Annotated in this window: 12 protein-coding genes; 3 read left to right on the forward strand and 9 right to left on the reverse strand. The window is 67.8% G+C overall.

What is annotated here, in order from left to right; genetic code table 11:
• The 4 genes from CHC02_RS07805 to mexA form a co-directional block, all read right to left on the reverse strand.
• Window positions 1–751: IS110 family RNA-guided transposase (locus CHC02_RS07805; protein WP_089390923.1), on the reverse strand; the 751-nt coding region annotated here is incomplete at its 3' end.
• Window positions 752–910: 159 nt separating this feature from the next.
• Entirely contained in the window at window positions 911–2,359 is a 1,449-nt protein-coding gene (locus tag CHC02_RS07810; RefSeq protein WP_089390924.1) for an AdeC/AdeK/OprM family multidrug efflux complex outer membrane factor, read from the reverse strand.
• Window position 2,360: 1 nt separating this feature from the next.
• The gene (locus tag CHC02_RS07815; RefSeq protein WP_089390925.1) at window positions 2,361–5,504 is read right to left on the reverse strand and encodes an efflux RND transporter permease subunit; all 3,144 of its coding nucleotides are present in this window, start codon (window positions 5,502–5,504) and stop codon (window positions 2,361–2,363) included.
• 15 nt (window positions 5,505–5,519) lie between these two features.
• Window positions 5,520–6,668, reverse strand: a complete 1,149-nt coding sequence (mexA, locus tag CHC02_RS07820; protein ID WP_089390926.1) for a multidrug efflux RND transporter periplasmic adaptor subunit MexA — start codon at window positions 6,666–6,668, stop codon at window positions 5,520–5,522.
• Window positions 6,669–6,936: 268 nt separating this feature from the next.
• Between mexA and CHC02_RS07825 the strand changes: the two genes are divergently transcribed.
• Window positions 6,937–7,380, forward strand: coding sequence for a MarR family transcriptional regulator (locus tag CHC02_RS07825; RefSeq protein WP_089390927.1), 444 nt, complete (start codon window positions 6,937–6,939; stop codon window positions 7,378–7,380).
• Window positions 7,381–7,422: 42 nt separating this feature from the next.
• Here CHC02_RS07825 and CHC02_RS07830 read toward each other — a convergent pair whose 3' ends face one another.
• The 3 genes from CHC02_RS07830 to CHC02_RS07840 form a co-directional block, all read right to left on the reverse strand.
• Entirely contained in the window at window positions 7,423–7,998 is a 576-nt protein-coding gene (locus tag CHC02_RS07830; RefSeq protein ID WP_089390928.1) for a YceI family protein, read from the reverse strand.
• A gap of 28 nt (window positions 7,999–8,026) precedes the next feature.
• Window positions 8,027–8,581: a cytochrome b gene (locus CHC02_RS07835; RefSeq protein WP_089390929.1), complete on the reverse strand. Its 555-nt coding sequence runs from the start codon at window positions 8,579–8,581 to the stop codon at window positions 8,027–8,029.
• Window positions 8,582–8,810: 229 nt separating this feature from the next.
• Complete coding sequence (locus CHC02_RS07840) at window positions 8,811–10,295, reverse strand: flavin monoamine oxidase family protein (protein WP_089390930.1); 1,485 nt, start codon at window positions 10,293–10,295, stop codon at window positions 8,811–8,813.
• Window positions 10,296–10,450: 155 nt separating this feature from the next.
• Here CHC02_RS07840 and CHC02_RS07845 point away from each other — a divergent pair, with 155 nt between their 5' ends.
• Together CHC02_RS07845 and CHC02_RS07850 are read left to right on the forward strand one after the other, a co-directional pair.
• Window positions 10,451–11,854 carry an adenosylmethionine--8-amino-7-oxononanoate transaminase gene (locus tag CHC02_RS07845; RefSeq protein ID WP_089390931.1) on the forward strand — a complete coding sequence of 468 codons (1,404 nt, stop codon included), beginning with the start codon at window positions 10,451–10,453 and terminating at the stop codon, window positions 11,852–11,854.
• Between the two features lie 118 nt (window positions 11,855–11,972).
• Complete coding sequence (locus CHC02_RS07850) at window positions 11,973–12,692, forward strand: 16S rRNA (uracil(1498)-N(3))-methyltransferase (RefSeq protein WP_089390932.1); 720 nt, start codon at window positions 11,973–11,975, stop codon at window positions 12,690–12,692.
• Between the two features lie 265 nt (window positions 12,693–12,957).
• On the opposite strand, the gene CHC02_RS07855 is transcribed toward CHC02_RS07850, so the two are convergent.
• Window positions 12,958–13,569: a LysE family translocator gene (locus CHC02_RS07855; RefSeq protein ID WP_089390933.1), complete on the reverse strand. Its 612-nt coding sequence runs from the start codon at window positions 13,567–13,569 to the stop codon at window positions 12,958–12,960.
• Window positions 13,570–13,648: 79 nt separating this feature from the next.
• On the reverse strand, window positions 13,649–14,440 hold the full coding sequence (locus CHC02_RS07860) for a helix-turn-helix transcriptional regulator (protein ID WP_089390934.1): 792 nt from the start codon (window positions 14,438–14,440) through the stop codon (window positions 13,649–13,651).
• Window positions 14,441–14,448: the final 8 nt, after the last annotated feature.

The following is a 14,448-nucleotide window of genomic DNA, read 5'->3' on the forward strand; positions in this document are numbered from 1 at the left end:
GGCCCAGCCAGGCGGCGAACTGTCGCCCCGAGCGGAACTGCCGCGCATCGCCTGCCGACGCCACCAGCGCACTGGCGGTGATCGGGCCCACACCCTCCAACTCCAGCAGGCGCTGGATACGGGCATCGCTGCGCACATGCTCCTGAATGGCGTCATTCAGTTGATCGATGCGCGTATCCAGCCCCTGCCACTCTTTTTTCAACCCCACCAGTAGCCTGCCCATCGGCGCTGGCAGTCGGCCGTGCTCTCCCTTGATGACGGCTTCCAGTAGCTCAGCCGCCGCTGCCCGCCCACGGCGGCTGGTCACCAGGCCGAACTCGGCAAGCAAGCCATGGATCTCGTTGACCAGGGCCGTGCGCGCACGGACCAGACGGCTACGGATGCGGTGCACCGCCTGAATGGCTTGCTGCTCCGGATTCTTCACCGGCACGAAACGCATGCTCGGGCGGCTGGCCGCCTCACAGATCGCTTCGGCGTCGTGGGCATCGTGCTTGTCGCCCTTGACGTAGGGTTTGACGAACTGCGGGGCGATCAGACGGACCTCGTGTCCCAGCTGGCGCAGTTCGCGCGCCCAGTAGTGCGCACTGCCACAGGCCTCCATCGCCACCAGGCATGGCGCCAACTGGCGGAAGAAATCCTGGACCTTGTCGCGCTTGAGCTGGCGACGGCACACCACCTGTTCATGGCTGTCGACCGCGTGCACCTGGAAGACTTGTTTTGCCAGATCCAAGCCAATGCGTTTAATGTTCATCGTGACTCCCCCTCCGGGACTGTTGCCAACACATCAGTCTGGCACCTAGATGCCGTAGGAGGGAGGAGTCCATTTCATTGCCCTACGCCATTCCCCTACCCGCGCCTACAAAAACGAAAACGCCGCCCCGAGGGGCGGCGTTTTCGTTTGGCCGTGGCCTCAGCCCTTGGGCTGCGGCTTCGACTGCTTCTGCGCGGTGCTTTCCTGCCAGCCGCCGCCGAGCGCCTTGTACAGGTTCACCTCGCTGGTGAGCTGGTTCAGGCGGTCGGTGATCAGCTGCTGCTGGGCGCTGAACAGCGAGCGCTGGGCGTCGAGCAGGGTCAGGTAGTTGTCCACGCCAGTGCGGTAGCGCTTCTCGGCCAGGCGGTAGTAGTCCTCGCTGGCCTTGACCAGGGCCCGCTGGGCGGTCAGCTGGTCGCCGTAGGTGCCCCGTGCGGCCAGGCCGTCGGCGACTTCCGAGAAGGCGGTCTGGATGGCCTTCTCGTACTGCGCGACGTAGATGTTCTTCTGCACCTTGGCCAGGTCCAGGCTGGCCTTCAGGCTGCCGGCGTTGAAGATCGGCAGGCTGATGGACGGCTTGAACAGCCAGGTGCCGGAACCCGCGTCGAACAGGCCGGACAGGTCCGGGCTCAGGCTGCCGGCGTTGGCGGTCAGGCTGATGCTCGGGAAGAACGCGGCGCGCGCCGCGCCTATGTTGGCGTTGGCCGCCTTGAGCTGGTGCTCGGCCTCGAGCACGTCCGGGCGCCGCTGCAGCAGGTCCGAGGGCAGCCCGGCCGGCACCTGGGCCAGCACCTGCTGCTCCAGGTCCATGCCCTGCGGCAGGTCGGCCGGCACGCCGCTGCCCAGCAGCAGGGTCAGGGCGTTCTGGTCCTGGGCCACCAGGCGGGTGTACTGCGCCAGGGTCGCCCGCGCGCTTTCCACCGAGGTCTGCGCCTGGCGCAGGTCCAGGGCCGAGGCCACGCCGACCTCGTTGCTGCGCTTGGTCAGGTCGTAGGTCTTCTGGTAGGTGGCCAGGGTGTCGCGGGTCAGCTGCAGCTGGGCCTGGTCGGCGCGCAGCGTCAGGTAGGCGTTGGCGACGTTGGCCACCAGCGCGGTCTGGGTGCTGCGGCGCGCTTCCTCGGTGGCCAGGTACTGCTCCAGGGCCTGGTCGCGCAGGCTGCGCAGGCGGCCGAACAGGTCCACTTCCCAGGCGGTGACGCCCAGGGTGGCGCCGTACTGGCTGCTGATCATGTCGTTGCCGGTGGTCGACACCCGCTCCGGCAGGCGCTGGCGCGAGCCGCTCACGTCGGCGCTCACCGCCGGGAACAGCTCGGCGCGCTGGATGCGGTACTGCGCCTGGTAGGCCTCGACGTTCAGCGCGGCGACGCGCAGGTCGCGGTTGTTGTCCAGGGCCACTTCGACCAGGCGACGCAGCTGCGGGTCGCTGAAGAAGCTCTGCCAGTCGAGGTCGGCGGCGGCGCTCGCGCCGCCGCCCTGGGCGCCGGCATAGGCCGGGCCCTGGGGGTAGGCCTGGGCTACCGGCGCCTCGGGGCGCTGGTAGTCCGGGATCAGCGAGCAGCCGGACAGCGCGGCGGTCGCCAGGGCCAGGCTGAGTAAGGACTTTCTCATATCAATGCCCCTTCTCGGTGGTCGCCTGTTGCTTGGACGCCTTGTCCTTGAACAGGGTACTGACCACCACGTAGAACAACGGCACCCAGAAGATCGCCAGCACGGTCGCGGTGACCATGCCGCCGATCACCCCGGTACCGATGGCGTGCTGGCTGCCGGAGCCGGCGCCGCTGGAGATCGCCAGCGGCACCACGCCGAGGATGAACGCCAGCGAGGTCATGACGATCGGGCGCAGACGCATGCGGCAGGCCTCGATGGCCGCGTCGACGATGTGCTTGCCCTCGCGCTCGTGCAGTTCCTTGGCGAACTCCACGATGAGGATGGCGTTCTTCGCCGACAGGCCGATGGTGGTGAGCAGGCCGACCTTGAAGAACACGTCGTTGGACAGCCCGCGCATCGAGGTGGCCAGCAGCGCGCCGATGATCCCCAGGGGCACCACCAGCATCACCGAGAACGGGATCGACCAGCTCTCGTACAGCGCCGCCAGGCAGAGGAACACCACGATGGCCGAGAGCACGAACAGCGAGGTGGTCTGCGAGCCGGCCAGGCGTTCCTCGTAGGACAGGCCGGTCCAGGAGTAGCCGATGCCCTTGGGCAGTTGCTGGACGATCTCTTCCACCGCCGCCATGGCCTCGCCGGTACTGCGGCCGGGGGCCGGCTCACCGAGGATTTCCATGGCCGGCACGCCGTTGTAGCGCGCCAGCTTCGGCGAGCCGTAGGTCCACTTGCCGGTGGCGAAGGCGGTGAAGGGCACCATCTCGCCACTGGCGTTGCGTACGTACCACTTGGCCAGGTCTTCCGGGCTCATGCGCGCCCCGGGCTCGCCCTGGGCGTACACCTTCTTCACCCGGCCGCGGTCGATGAAGTCGTTGATGTACTTCGAACCCCAGGCGATGGAAATGGTGCTGTTGATGTCCGCCAGCGAAACGCCCAGCGCGCTGGCCTTCTCGTCGTCGATCAGCAGCTGGTACTGCGGCTCGTCGTTCAGGCCGTTGGGGCGCACGCGCTGCAGCACGGGGTTCTGCGCGGCGAGCTGGAGGAACTTGTTGCGCGCCTGCATCAGCGCCTCGTGGCCGACGCCGGCCTGGTCCTGCAGGTAGATGTCGAAGCCGGTGGCGTTGCCCAGCTCCAGCACCGCCGGCGGGGCGAAGGCGAAGACCATCGCGTCCTTGATGCTGAAGAAGTAGTGCTGGGCGCGGTCGGCCACGGCGAACACGCTGTTCTCCGAGCCCGGGCGCTCTTCCCAGGGCTTCATCATGATGAAGGCCATGCCCGAGCTCTGGCCGCGGCCGGCGAAGTTGAAACCGGTGACGGTGAACACCGAGTTGACCGCCTGGCCTTCCTTGTCCAGCAGGTACTCGCGCATGTGGTCGACCACCTTCTGCGTACGCTCGGCGGAGGAACCCGGCGGCGTCTGCACCTGGGCGAAGAGCACGCCCTGGTCCTCGTCGGGGAGGAAGGCAGTGGGGATGCGGGTGAACAGCCAGGCCATGCCGATGACGATCACCACGTACAGCAGCAGGTACGGCGAGCGGTGCTTGAGGATCGAGGTGACGCCGCGCTCGTAGCCGTGGGTGGTGTCGATGAACTTGCGGTTGAACCAGCCGAAGAAGCCGCGCTTGTGCTCGCCGTGGTCGCCCTTGGCGATGGGCTTGAGCATGGTGGCGCACAGCGCCGGGGTGAGGATCAGCGCCACCAGCACCGACAGGGCCATGGCCGAGACGATGGTGATGGAGAACTGCCGGTAGATCACCCCGGTGGAGCCGCCGAAGAAGGCCATCGGCAGGAACACCGCGGAGAGCACCATGGCGATGCCCACCAGCGCGCCCTGGATCTGCCCCATGGACTTGCGCGCCGCTTCCTTGGGCGGCAGGCCTTCCTCGGCCATCACCCGTTCGACGTTCTCCACCACCACGATGGCGTCGTCCACCAGCAGGCCGATGGCCAATACCATGCCGAACATGGTCAGGGTGTTGATCGAGAAGCCGAACGCCGCCAGCACGCCAAAGGTACCCAGCAGCACCACCGGTACGGCGATGGTCGGGATCAGCGTGGCGCGGAAGTTCTGCAGGAACAGGTACATCACCAGGAACACGAGGAGGATCGCCTCGCCCAGGGTCTTGACCACTTCATGGATGGAAGCGGAGACCACCGGGGTGGTGTCGTACGGGTAGACCACCTTCATGCCCTCGGGCATGAACTCCTGCAGGCGGCCGATGGTGGCGCGGATCGCCTTGGCGGTGTCCAGCGCGTTGGCGCCGGTGGCCAGCTTGATGGCGATACCCGAGGCCGGCTTGCCGTTGAACTGCGCGTTGATGCTGTAGTCCTGGCCGCCGAGCGCCACACGGGCGACGTCCTTCAGGCGCACCTGGGAGCCGTCGGTGTTGACCTTGAGCAGGATGTCGCCGAACTGCTCGGCGGTCTGCAGGCGGGTCTTGCCGATGATGGTCGCGTTGAGCTGCTGCCCCGGCAACGCGGGCAAGCCGCCCAACTGGCCGGAGGAGATCTGCACGTTCTGCGCCTGCACCGCGGTGACGATGTCGTTGGGCGTCAGCTGGTAGCTGTTGAGCTTGGCCGGGTCCAGCCAGATGCGCATGGCGTACTGCGAACCGAACACCTGGAAGTCGCCCACGCCCGCGGTCCGCGACAGCGGGTCCTGGATGTTGGAGACGATGTAGTTCGACAGGTCTTCCTTGGTCATGCTGCCGTCTTCGGAGACGATGCCGACGACCATCAGGAAGTTCTTCACCGCCTTGGTCACGCGGATGCCCTGCTGCTGCACTTCCTGCGGCAACAGCGGCGTGGCCAGCTGCAGCTTGTTCTGCACCTGGACCTGGGCGATGTCCGGGCTGGCGCCCTGGTCGAAGGTCACGGTGATGGTCATGCTGCCGTCGGCGTTGCTCTCCGAGGAGATGTAGCGCAGATGGTCGAGACCGTTCATCTGCTGCTCGATCACCTGGACCACCGTGTCCTGCACGGTTTCCGCGGAGGCGCCCGGGTAGCTCACCTGGATGGCGATCGCCGGCGGGGCGATGGCCGGGTACTGGTTCACCGGCAGCGAGAGGATCGACAACCCGCCCGCCAGCATGATCACCAGGGCTATAACCCAGGCGAAGATAGGCCGGTCAATGAAAAACTTCGACATTGCGAAACCCCTTGGTTAACCCTGGCTGTCCGAGGCGGCGGACGTGCCGGCCTCGGGCGCGGGGGCGACGTTCTTCGCCGGCACGGCCTTGGCCTGGGCGCCGGGCTGGACGTACTGCAGGCCCTCGGTGATCAGGCGGTCGCCGGGCTTGAGGCCCTCGGTGACCAGCCAGTAGGCGCCCACGGTGCGGTCGGTCTTGATGTTGCGCAGCTCGACCTTGTCGTCGGCGCCCAGCACCAGGGCGGTGGGCTGGCCGCGCAGGTCGCGGGTGACGCCCTGCTGGGGCGCGAGGATGGCCTTGTCCTTCACCCCTTCCTGCAGCACGGCATGCACGAACATGCCCGGCAGCAGCTCATGCCTGGGGTTGGGGAACACGGCGCGGACGGTCACCGAGCCGGTGCCCTGGTCCACCGAGACCTCGGAGAACTCCAGCTTGCCTTCCAGCGGGTAGGCCGAACCGTCCTCGAGGAACAGCTTGACCTTGGCGGCGTTGTCGCCGGCCTTCTGCAGGTTGCCGGCGGCCAGCTCGCGGCGCAGGCGCAGCAGCGCGGTGGACGGCTGGGTGACGTCGACGTAGATGGGGTCGAGCTGCTGCACGGTGGCCATCGCGGTGGCCTGGCCGTTGGTCACCAGCGCGCCCTCGGTCACCGCCGAGCGGCCGATGCGCCCGGAGATGGGCGACAGCACCTTGGTGTAGCGCAGGTTGATCTGCGCCTGGTCCACCGCGGCCTTGGCCTGCAGCGCGGCAGCCTGGGCATCGGCGTACTGCTGCTTGCTCACCGCCTCGTCGGCCACCAGCAGCTTGTAGCGCTCGGCCTGCTGCTGGGTGGACATCAGGTTGGCCTTGGCGCTCTGGTAGGTGGCTTCGTAGGTGGCCGGGTCGATCTGGTACAGCTGCTGGCCTTCCTTGACGTCGCTGCCTTCCTTGAAGAGGCGCTTGAGAATGATGCCGTTGACCTGCGGACGTACCTCGGCCACGCGGAACGCCGTGGTGCGACCGGGCAGCTCGGTGCTCAGCGGCACCGTCTGGGCCTGCAGGGTCACCACCCCGACCTCCGGGATCTGCGCCTGCTGCGGGGCCTCGTTCTTGCCGCAGGCGGCAAGGGTCGCCATGGCGACGAGCAGGGCGCAGGCCAGGGCGCGCTTGGCTGGCGTTCGTTGCATATCGTTGTCCTCGTAAGCGAAAGCATCCGGCACCACGGCAGGCAGCCGGGCCGGAAAGGCTGGCAAAATACTTACATTCAGGTTTGTTTGTAAACGTCCGAAAGATCTGTCAGAAAAGCACTGAAACGTTTTAGCCGATGGCTGATAGTTTCCTGCTGTCTCCGGTCAGGCGTGAGCGGCTTGTTATAAAGTTGATAGCGTCAACTAAAATAAGGAAAATGAATCGGCCGATCAATCGGCTTTACATTCCGTTTACCCCGTCCAGGCCATGACCCGCCCCGTGAACCCCGACCTGCCACAGAACCTGATGGCGCTCTTCGAGCATCTGCGCACCCAATTGCAGATGGGCCTGCACGCCCAGGGCATCGACCTGGCGCCGCCGGACATCCGCCTGCTGGAACTGATCGGCGAGGCCGAGGGCCTCAACCTGCAGGACGTCGGCCGGCAGATGTGCCGCGACAAGGCGCTGATCACCCGCAAGGTCCGCGAGATGGAGAGCCGCGGCCTGGTGCGGCGCGAGCGCAACCCGGGGGACCAGCGCAGTTTCCAGCTGTTCCTCACCGAGGCCGGCAAGGTCGTTCACGCACAGGCACAGGCCATTCTGGCACGCACCCATGACAGCCTCTTTGCACCACTGGACGCCGACGAGCAACGCTGCATGGCGCAGCTGCTGCAACGCTGCCTGGACGCCCAGCAGGAACTGCCCCGCTAACGAAAGCGCCGGCTTGCGCCGGCGTTTCGCTGCAACCGCGTCTTATTGACGCACACCCTCCACCGACAGCGTCAGCTCGACTTCCTGGGAAGCCGGGCCGAGGTCGCGCTGGATGTTGAAGTCCTTCAGCTTCAGCGTGGTGGTGCCGAGGAAGCCGGCGCGGTAGCCGCCCCACGGATCGTCGCCCTGGCCGATCAGCTCGGCCTTGATGGTGACCGGCTTGGTCACGCCGTTGAGGGTCAGGTTGCCGCTGATCTCGGCGTTCTTGCCATCGGCCTTCACACCGGTGGACTCGAAGGTCGCGGTGGGGTTCTTCGAGACGTTCAGGAAGTCGCCGCTGCGCAGGTGCTTGTCACGCTCGGCGTGGTTGGTGTTCACGCTGTTGGTGTTGATGGTCACCTTGACCTTGTCGGCGGCCGGGTTCTTCTCGTCGAAGGTGAAGGCGCCGTCGAAGTCGTCGAAGCGGCCGTACAGCCAGCTGTAGCCCAGGTGCTTGATGCGGAACTCGATGAAGGCGTGCTGGCCTTCCTTGTCGATCTTGTAGTCGGCGGCCATGGCCTGGCCGGCGCTGAACAGGGCGGTACCCAGGGCCAGGGCGGCGAAAGTCTTCTTCAGCATGGTGATCTCCGTATGGTGAGAGGTGGGGTCAATCCGTGGAACGGCCGAGCATGCGGGTGAGGGTCGCATCGCGGTCGAGGAAATGGTGCTTGAGCGCCGCCAGGGCGTGCAGCACGGCGAGGACCACCAGGGCCCAGGCCAGGTACAGGTGGATGGCGCCGGCGGTGTCGGCCTGCTCGGGCAGCCCGCTGAGGGTCGCCGGCACGTCGAACCAGCCGAACACGCTGATGGGTTTGCCCTCGGCGGTGGAAATCAGGTAGCCGGCGACGATCACCGCGACCAGCAGCCCGTACAGGGCCAGGTGGCCGAGCTTGCTGGCCTTGCGCGTCAGCGCGCCATGGTTGGCCGGGGCCGGCGGCGGCGGGCTGAGGAAACGCCAGGCGATGCGCACGATCAGGGCGATGGCCAGCAGGATGCCGATGCTCTTGTGGATTTCCGGGGCGCGGTGGTACCAGGTGTCGTAGTAGTCCAGCTCGCGCATCCACAGGCCCAGGCCGAACAGGCCGAAGACCACCAGGGCGCTGCCCCAGTGCAGGAAGAGACTGACCAGACCGTAACGGGAGGGCGAATTACGCCATTGCATCGAGAGGTTTCCTGATAAAGCCGGAGCATCAAGACTAGCGGCAAAACGATCGGATAAAAGTGGAAATTACTGCTTTGAAACATCGATTCACAAGATAGATTCGCTGGCTAATGACCATTCCAGAGCCTCCAGGGGCGTTCTACGGGATAACACCCTGGGTGCGGGAATTATTCGATGCAAAAGAAAAGGGGCGCCCGCGGGCGCCCCTTTCCACGGCCGGAGCCGCGGCTCAGAACATGTCGGTGAACCAGGAGAAGGCGCCCTTCTTCTTGCCCTCGCCCGCGGCCGGTGCCGCCGGCACTTCGCTGGCCTTGGCCGGCGCGGGGATGCTGACGGTCTTGCCGTCGGCCAGGTCGCGCAGCTGCGCGGCGGCGCGCTTGCCGCTGCGCAGGGCGCCCTCGATGGTGCCCGGGTAGAGCGCGTCGGTGTGCTCGCCGGCGAAGGCGACGCGCGGCAGCGGCTGCTCCCAGGCGCGCCAGAAGCGGCTGATCTGCCCCGGGCCGTAGGCCAGGTAGGAGCCGCCGGTGCTGACGTCGGTACTGTAGCGGCGCATTTCGTAGCCGGAATAGGCGCCGCGCATCTTCGGGTAGTACTTGTTCATGCGGATCAGCACCTGGTCGACCATCTGCCGGTCGCCGAAGGCCTGCAGCACGCGGGCGTTGTCGCCGGAGAGGTTGATCAGCACGTTGGCGCCGCCCTTGAGCGCGGGCTCCACCCAGATCATGCCCAGGCCCTGGTCGCTGTAGATCTCGCCGGACAGGCGCGACTTGTCGTCCCACACCGGGCGCTTGAACTTCAGCAGGATCTGGTCGCGCCAGCCGTAGTTGGTGTTCTTCAGCGCCTCCTGCTGCTTGGCGCTCAGGCCCGGGGTCAGCTGGATCTGGCCGAGGGCGCGCAGCGGCACGGCGAGCACCGCGTAGTCGGCCTTGTAGCCGGTGGCGCCGGCCTTGACGGTGACGCCGTCCTTGTCCTGCACGACGGCGCTGACGCGGGCATTGGTCTTGATGGTCTTCAGCTGCTTGACGAAGGCCTCGGCCAGCACCTGGCTGCCGCCGGGCAGGCGCGCGGCGCGCAGGTCGCGGTCGTCGACGTTGCGGTACACCCGGCCCTGCTGGGCGAGGTACAGCAGCGACAGGCGCGAGGGCTCGTCGTAGTGCGAGCGGATGCGCTGGTTGACCAGCAGGCGCGCGGTCGGCGACAGGTTCAGCTTGTCCAGCCAGCGGGCGACGTTGAGCTGGTCGAGGGCGAACAGGGTCTTGTTGGCCAGCGGGTCGAGCGGGTCGTCGATGGACGCCGAGAGGTCGTTCAGCGACTTCTCGAAGCGCTCGAGGTCGGCGGCCACGGCGGGCATCTTCTGCTTCAGGTCGGCGGAGCTGTAGTAGACGCCGTCGATCAGGTAGCTGGGGGTGCGCACGAATTCCGGCGCCGGCACCGCCTTGAGCTTGAGGCTGTCCAGGTAGCCGTTGAGGGTCGGCTGGGCCTTGGCGTTGCCCAGCCATTCGCTGGTGGCCAGGCCCGAGCGCCCGCCGATCTGCGGCTTGGCCTCCAGCAGGGTGACCTGCCAGCCCGACTGCTGCAGTTCATAGGCGGTGCTGAGGCCCGCCAGCCCGCCGCCGACCACGATCGCGGTCGGTTGCCTGTCCTTGCCCAGCGCGACCGCGCTGAACGCCGCCAGCGCCAGCAGCGAAGCCGCGCGCAGCCATCGAATCTTCATCGTGCATCCCCCCAACATGGTGCGAAGGCGCGCAGCATACGCCAGCGCCCAGTGGCCGGCCAGATGCCATCCCCTGCCGTGTGTCGCGGCGCGCGCCTTGTCCGTCCATGTCCCATTGCATAGGCTTGCCCGACGACTTCAAGAGGAGACCTGCCATGGGCCTGAACGCCGAGTGGATGCAGCGCGACCTGGAGGTGCTCTGGCACCCCTGCACCCAGATGAAAGACCACGAGCGCCTGCCGGTCATCCCGATCCGCCGCGGCCAGGGCGTGTGGCTGGAGGACTTCGAGGGCAAGCGCTACCTGGATGCGGTCAGCTCCTGGTGGGTGAACGTCTTCGGCCACGCCAACCCGCGCATCAACCAGCGCATCAAGGACCAGGTGGACCAGCTGGAGCACGTGATCCTCGCCGGCTTCACCCACCAGCCGGTGGTCGAGCTGTCCGAGCGCCTGGTGCGCCTCACCCCCGAAGGCCTGTCGCGGGTGTTCTACGCCGACAACGGCTCCTCGGGCATCGAGGTGGCGCTGAAGATGAGCTACCACTACTGGCAGAACCGCGGCCAGCCGGCGAAGCAGCGCTTCGTCACCCTGACCAACAGCTACCATGGGGAAACCGTGGCGGCGATGTCGGTGGGCGACGTGGCGCTGTTCACCGAGACCTACAAGTCGCTGCTGCTGGACACCCTCAAGGTGCCCAGCCCGGACTGCTACCTGCGCGCCGAGGGCGAGAGCTGGGAAGCCCACTCCCGGGCCATGTTCGAGCACATGGAACGCACCCTGGAGCAGCACCACCGGGAAGTCGCCGCGGTCATCGTCGAGCCGCTGATCCAGGGCGCCGGCGGCATGCGCATGTACCACCCGGTGTACCTCAGGCTGCTGCGCGAGGCCTGCGACCGCTACGGCGTGCACCTGATCCACGACGAGATCGCCGTCGGCTTCGGCCGCACCGGCAGCATGTTCGCCTGCGAGCAGGCCGGCATCACCCCGGACTTCCTGGTGCTGTCCAAGGCCCTGACCGGCGGCTACCTGCCGATGGCCGCGGTGCTCACCACCGACAAGGTCTACCAGGCCTTCTACGACGACTACGCCACCCTGCGCGCCTTCCTCCACTCGCACACCTACACCGGCAACCCGCTGGCCTGCACCGCGGCCCTGGCGACCCTGGACATCTTCGAGCAGGACAACGTCATCGAGGCCAACAAGGCCCTGGCCGCGCGCATGGCCTCGGCCACCGCGCACCTGGCCGACCACCCCCACGTGGCCGAGGTCCGCCAGACCGGCATGGCCCTGGCCATCGAGATGGTCCAGGACAAGGCCAGCCGCGCGCCCTACCCCTGGCAGGAACGCCGCGGCCTGAAGGTCTACCAGCACGCCCTGGAACGCGGCGCCATGCTGCGCCCGCTGGGCAACGTGGTGTACTTCCTGCCGCCCTACGTGATCACCCCGGAGGAAATCGACTTCCTCGCCGAAGTAGCCAGCGAAGGCATCGACATCGCCTGCAAGGGCTCGGTGAGCGTGGCGGTCAGCCAGCGTTTCCCGGACCATCGCGATCCGGGTTGAGGGCTGGTCGCCAGCCGCGAGCAGCAAGCCACAAGCTGCAAGCAAGGGCAAAAGCTTCGACCCCGCAGCGGGAAGCTTTATGCTTGCAGCTTTCCACTTGCCGCTTGCAGCTGCCCCTATGCGCCTTTCCCGCTTCTTCATCGACGCCCCCCTCTCCCTCGGCCAGCACGAGCTGCCCGAGGCCCAGGCCCACTACATCGGCCGTGTGCTGCGGCATGCCGCCGGCGATGCCGTGCAACTGTTCGATGGCTCCGGCCAGGAGTTCCTCGGCAAGTTGGTGGAAGTGGGCAAGAAGAGCGTGCGCGTGGAGCTGCGCGAAAGCTTCGCCGGCCTGGCCGAGTCGCCGCTGCGGCTGCACCTGGGCCAGGGCCTGTCGCGCGGCGAGCGCATGGACTGGGCGATCCAGAAGGCCACCGAGCTGGGCGCCGCGCGCATCACCCCGATCGTCAGCGAACGCTGCGAGGTACGCCTGAAGGACGAGCGCGCCGACAAGCGCACCGCCCACTGGCGCCAGATCGCCATCAGCGCCTGCGAGCAATGCGGCCGCTCGGTGCTACCGCAGATAGACGCACCCGTCGGCCTCGCCGAATGGCTGCAAGCCGCCGAGGCCGACCTCAAGCTGGTGCTGCACCCGGTGGCCGAGCCCCTGGCCAGCCACGCCCGCCCGGGCAGCCTGGCCTTCCTCATCGGCCCGGAAGGCGGCCTCAGCGACACCGAGGTGGAACAGGCCAGGACCGCCGGCTTCCACGCCGCGCGCCTGGGCCCGCGGGTGCTGCGCACCGAGACCGCGCCGGTGGTGGCGCTGAGCGTGGCGCAGCAGCTGTGGGGCGACTTCTGAGGGCTCGCCGGGCAACCACCGGTACATTCCTGAAACCTTATCCGCCGTTGCGAACCGTGTAGGAGCGGGCCCTGCCCGCGATTCGCGCGCAGGGCGCGCGCCTACAGGGGAATGGCGCGGGGATGGAGCGGCGGAGCGGATCTCATCCGCGAATCGCGCCGGAACGCCCGGCTATCGCGGAAACAGGGGGAATGCCATGCCTCACGGCGACCTGTAGGAGCGGACTCTGCCCGCGATTCGCGCGCAAGGCGCGCGCCTGCACGTCTCAAAGCCCCCGCAGCGCCAGGCCGGCCAGGCCGAGCAGCAGCACGCCGCAGCCGGCGTAGCTGACGCGGTGCCAGAACAGCGAGGTGTTGCGCCGCAGCCAGTCCACCAGGCCGGCGCAGAGGAAGCACCAGATCAGCGACGAGAGCATGAAGCCGGCAAAGAACACCAGCGACTGCGACTGGCTCGGGGTGCCTTCGACGATGCCGGCCAGGGCGCTGCCCAGTGCGCCCCAGTAGACCACGTTCTTCGGGTTGGACAGCGAGATGGCCGCCCCGGAGGCGAAGGCGTTGCCGGCGCTGGTGGCCGCCTCCAGGTCGTCCAGCGGCGGGCGCCAGGCGTCGCGCAGGCCCTGGATGCCGAGCCAGGCCAGGTAGGCCGCGCAGGCCAGCGTCAGGGGCACGCGCACCTGTTCGTGGGCCAGCAGCAGGGCCAGGCCGGTCAGCCCCAGCAGTGCCCAGACCGCGTCGCCGATCAGCGAGCCGAGCTGTACCAGCAGCGCCGGGCGGAAGCCGCCGGTCAGGCCGCGGCGCAGGGTTTCGCTGAACACCGCCCCCGGCGAGACATTGAAGGCGAAGCCGAACAGCAGGGCGGCGAGGAAGATGGCGAGCATGGGGCGGGACTCCGGAAAGCGGGAATGCGCCCATTCTCCCCGGGCGATGGCGGAAAAACTTGAACCGGATTGCGCTGCTTCAGCCGCGCAGCGTGCGCTGGTAGCGGCCGGGGCTGACGCCGTAGGCGCTGCGGAAATGGCGGGTCAGGTGGCTCTGGTCGGCGAAGCCCAGGGCATGGGCGGTATCGCCCACGGCGACGCCCGCCCGCAGCAGCGCCAGGGCGCGCCGGGTGCGCAGCTGCATGGCCCACTGCCGCGGGCTCATCCCGGTGTGCTGCTTGAAGGCCCGCAGCAGGTGGAACCTGGAGACCTGCACCTGCTCCGCCATGGCCTCCAGGCTCAAGGGTTCGGCGAGGTTGGCGGCGAGCAGCTCCTGCAGGCGCTCCACCGGGCGCCGGCCAAGGGCCGCCGTGGCCGGAGGACGGGTCCCCGCATGCCGCGCCAGCTCGGCCAGCACCAGGGTCAGGCACTCCTCGCCGCGCTCGCGCAGGAAGGCGTCGCCGGACAGGGCCAGCTCCACAGCACGGGCCAGCTCCCCCGCCAGCTGCGGGTGCGCCAGCAGCGGCCGCGCGAAGGCCAGGCGTTGCAGGCCGAGGCTCGCGGCCAGCACGGCTTCCGGCAGGTAGAGGCTGACGAAGCGCCAGGGCTGGCCGTCGGCGGCGCCGCCGCCCTGGATCTGCCCCGGGTTGTAGAGGGTGATGTCGCCGGCACTGGCCTGGAGGCTACGGCCGTCCAGCCAGATGTCCTCGCTGCCGCAGAGGTTGGCGCTGATGACGAATTCGTCATGGCTGTGCTTGTCGAAGCGGTGCCCGCTCAGGGCCGCGCTGGCCACTTCGCAGCCGTCGCCCAGCCAGGCGTGACGCAGCGCCATGGCCGGGC

Origin of the sequence: Pseudomonas delhiensis, from assembly GCF_900187975.1 — a bacterium.
Lineage (GTDB): Bacteria > Pseudomonadota > Gammaproteobacteria > Pseudomonadales > Pseudomonadaceae > Pseudomonas > Pseudomonas delhiensis.

Bases quoted from the DNA above. Each gene is read 5' to 3' on its own strand.
- CHC02_RS07810 (WP_089390924.1), bottom strand. From the start codon at position 2,359: ATGAGAAAGTCCTTACTCAGCCTGGCCCTGGCGACCGCCGCGCTGTCC.
- CHC02_RS07815 (WP_089390925.1), bottom strand. From the start codon at position 5,504: ATGTCGAAGTTTTTCATTGACCGGCCTATCTTCGCCTGGGTTATAGCC.
- mexA (WP_089390926.1), bottom strand. From the start codon at position 6,668: ATGCAACGAACGCCAGCCAAGCGCGCCCTGGCCTGCGCCCTGCTCGTC.
- CHC02_RS07825 (WP_089390927.1), top strand. From the start codon at position 6,937: ATGACCCGCCCCGTGAACCCCGACCTGCCACAGAACCTGATGGCGCTC.
- CHC02_RS07830 (WP_089390928.1), bottom strand. From the start codon at position 7,998: ATGCTGAAGAAGACTTTCGCCGCCCTGGCCCTGGGTACCGCCCTGTTC.
- CHC02_RS07835 (WP_089390929.1), bottom strand. From the start codon at position 8,581: ATGCAATGGCGTAATTCGCCCTCCCGTTACGGTCTGGTCAGTCTCTTC.
- CHC02_RS07840 (WP_089390930.1), bottom strand. From the start codon at position 10,295: ATGAAGATTCGATGGCTGCGCGCGGCTTCGCTGCTGGCGCTGGCGGCG.
- CHC02_RS07845 (WP_089390931.1), top strand. From the start codon at position 10,451: ATGGGCCTGAACGCCGAGTGGATGCAGCGCGACCTGGAGGTGCTCTGG.
- CHC02_RS07850 (WP_089390932.1), top strand. From the start codon at position 11,973: ATGCGCCTTTCCCGCTTCTTCATCGACGCCCCCCTCTCCCTCGGCCAG.
- CHC02_RS07855 (WP_089390933.1), bottom strand. From the start codon at position 13,569: ATGCTCGCCATCTTCCTCGCCGCCCTGCTGTTCGGCTTCGCCTTCAAT.
- CHC02_RS07860 (WP_089390934.1), bottom strand. From the start codon at position 14,440: ATGGCGCTGCGTCACGCCTGGCTGGGCGACGGCTGCGAAGTGGCCAGC.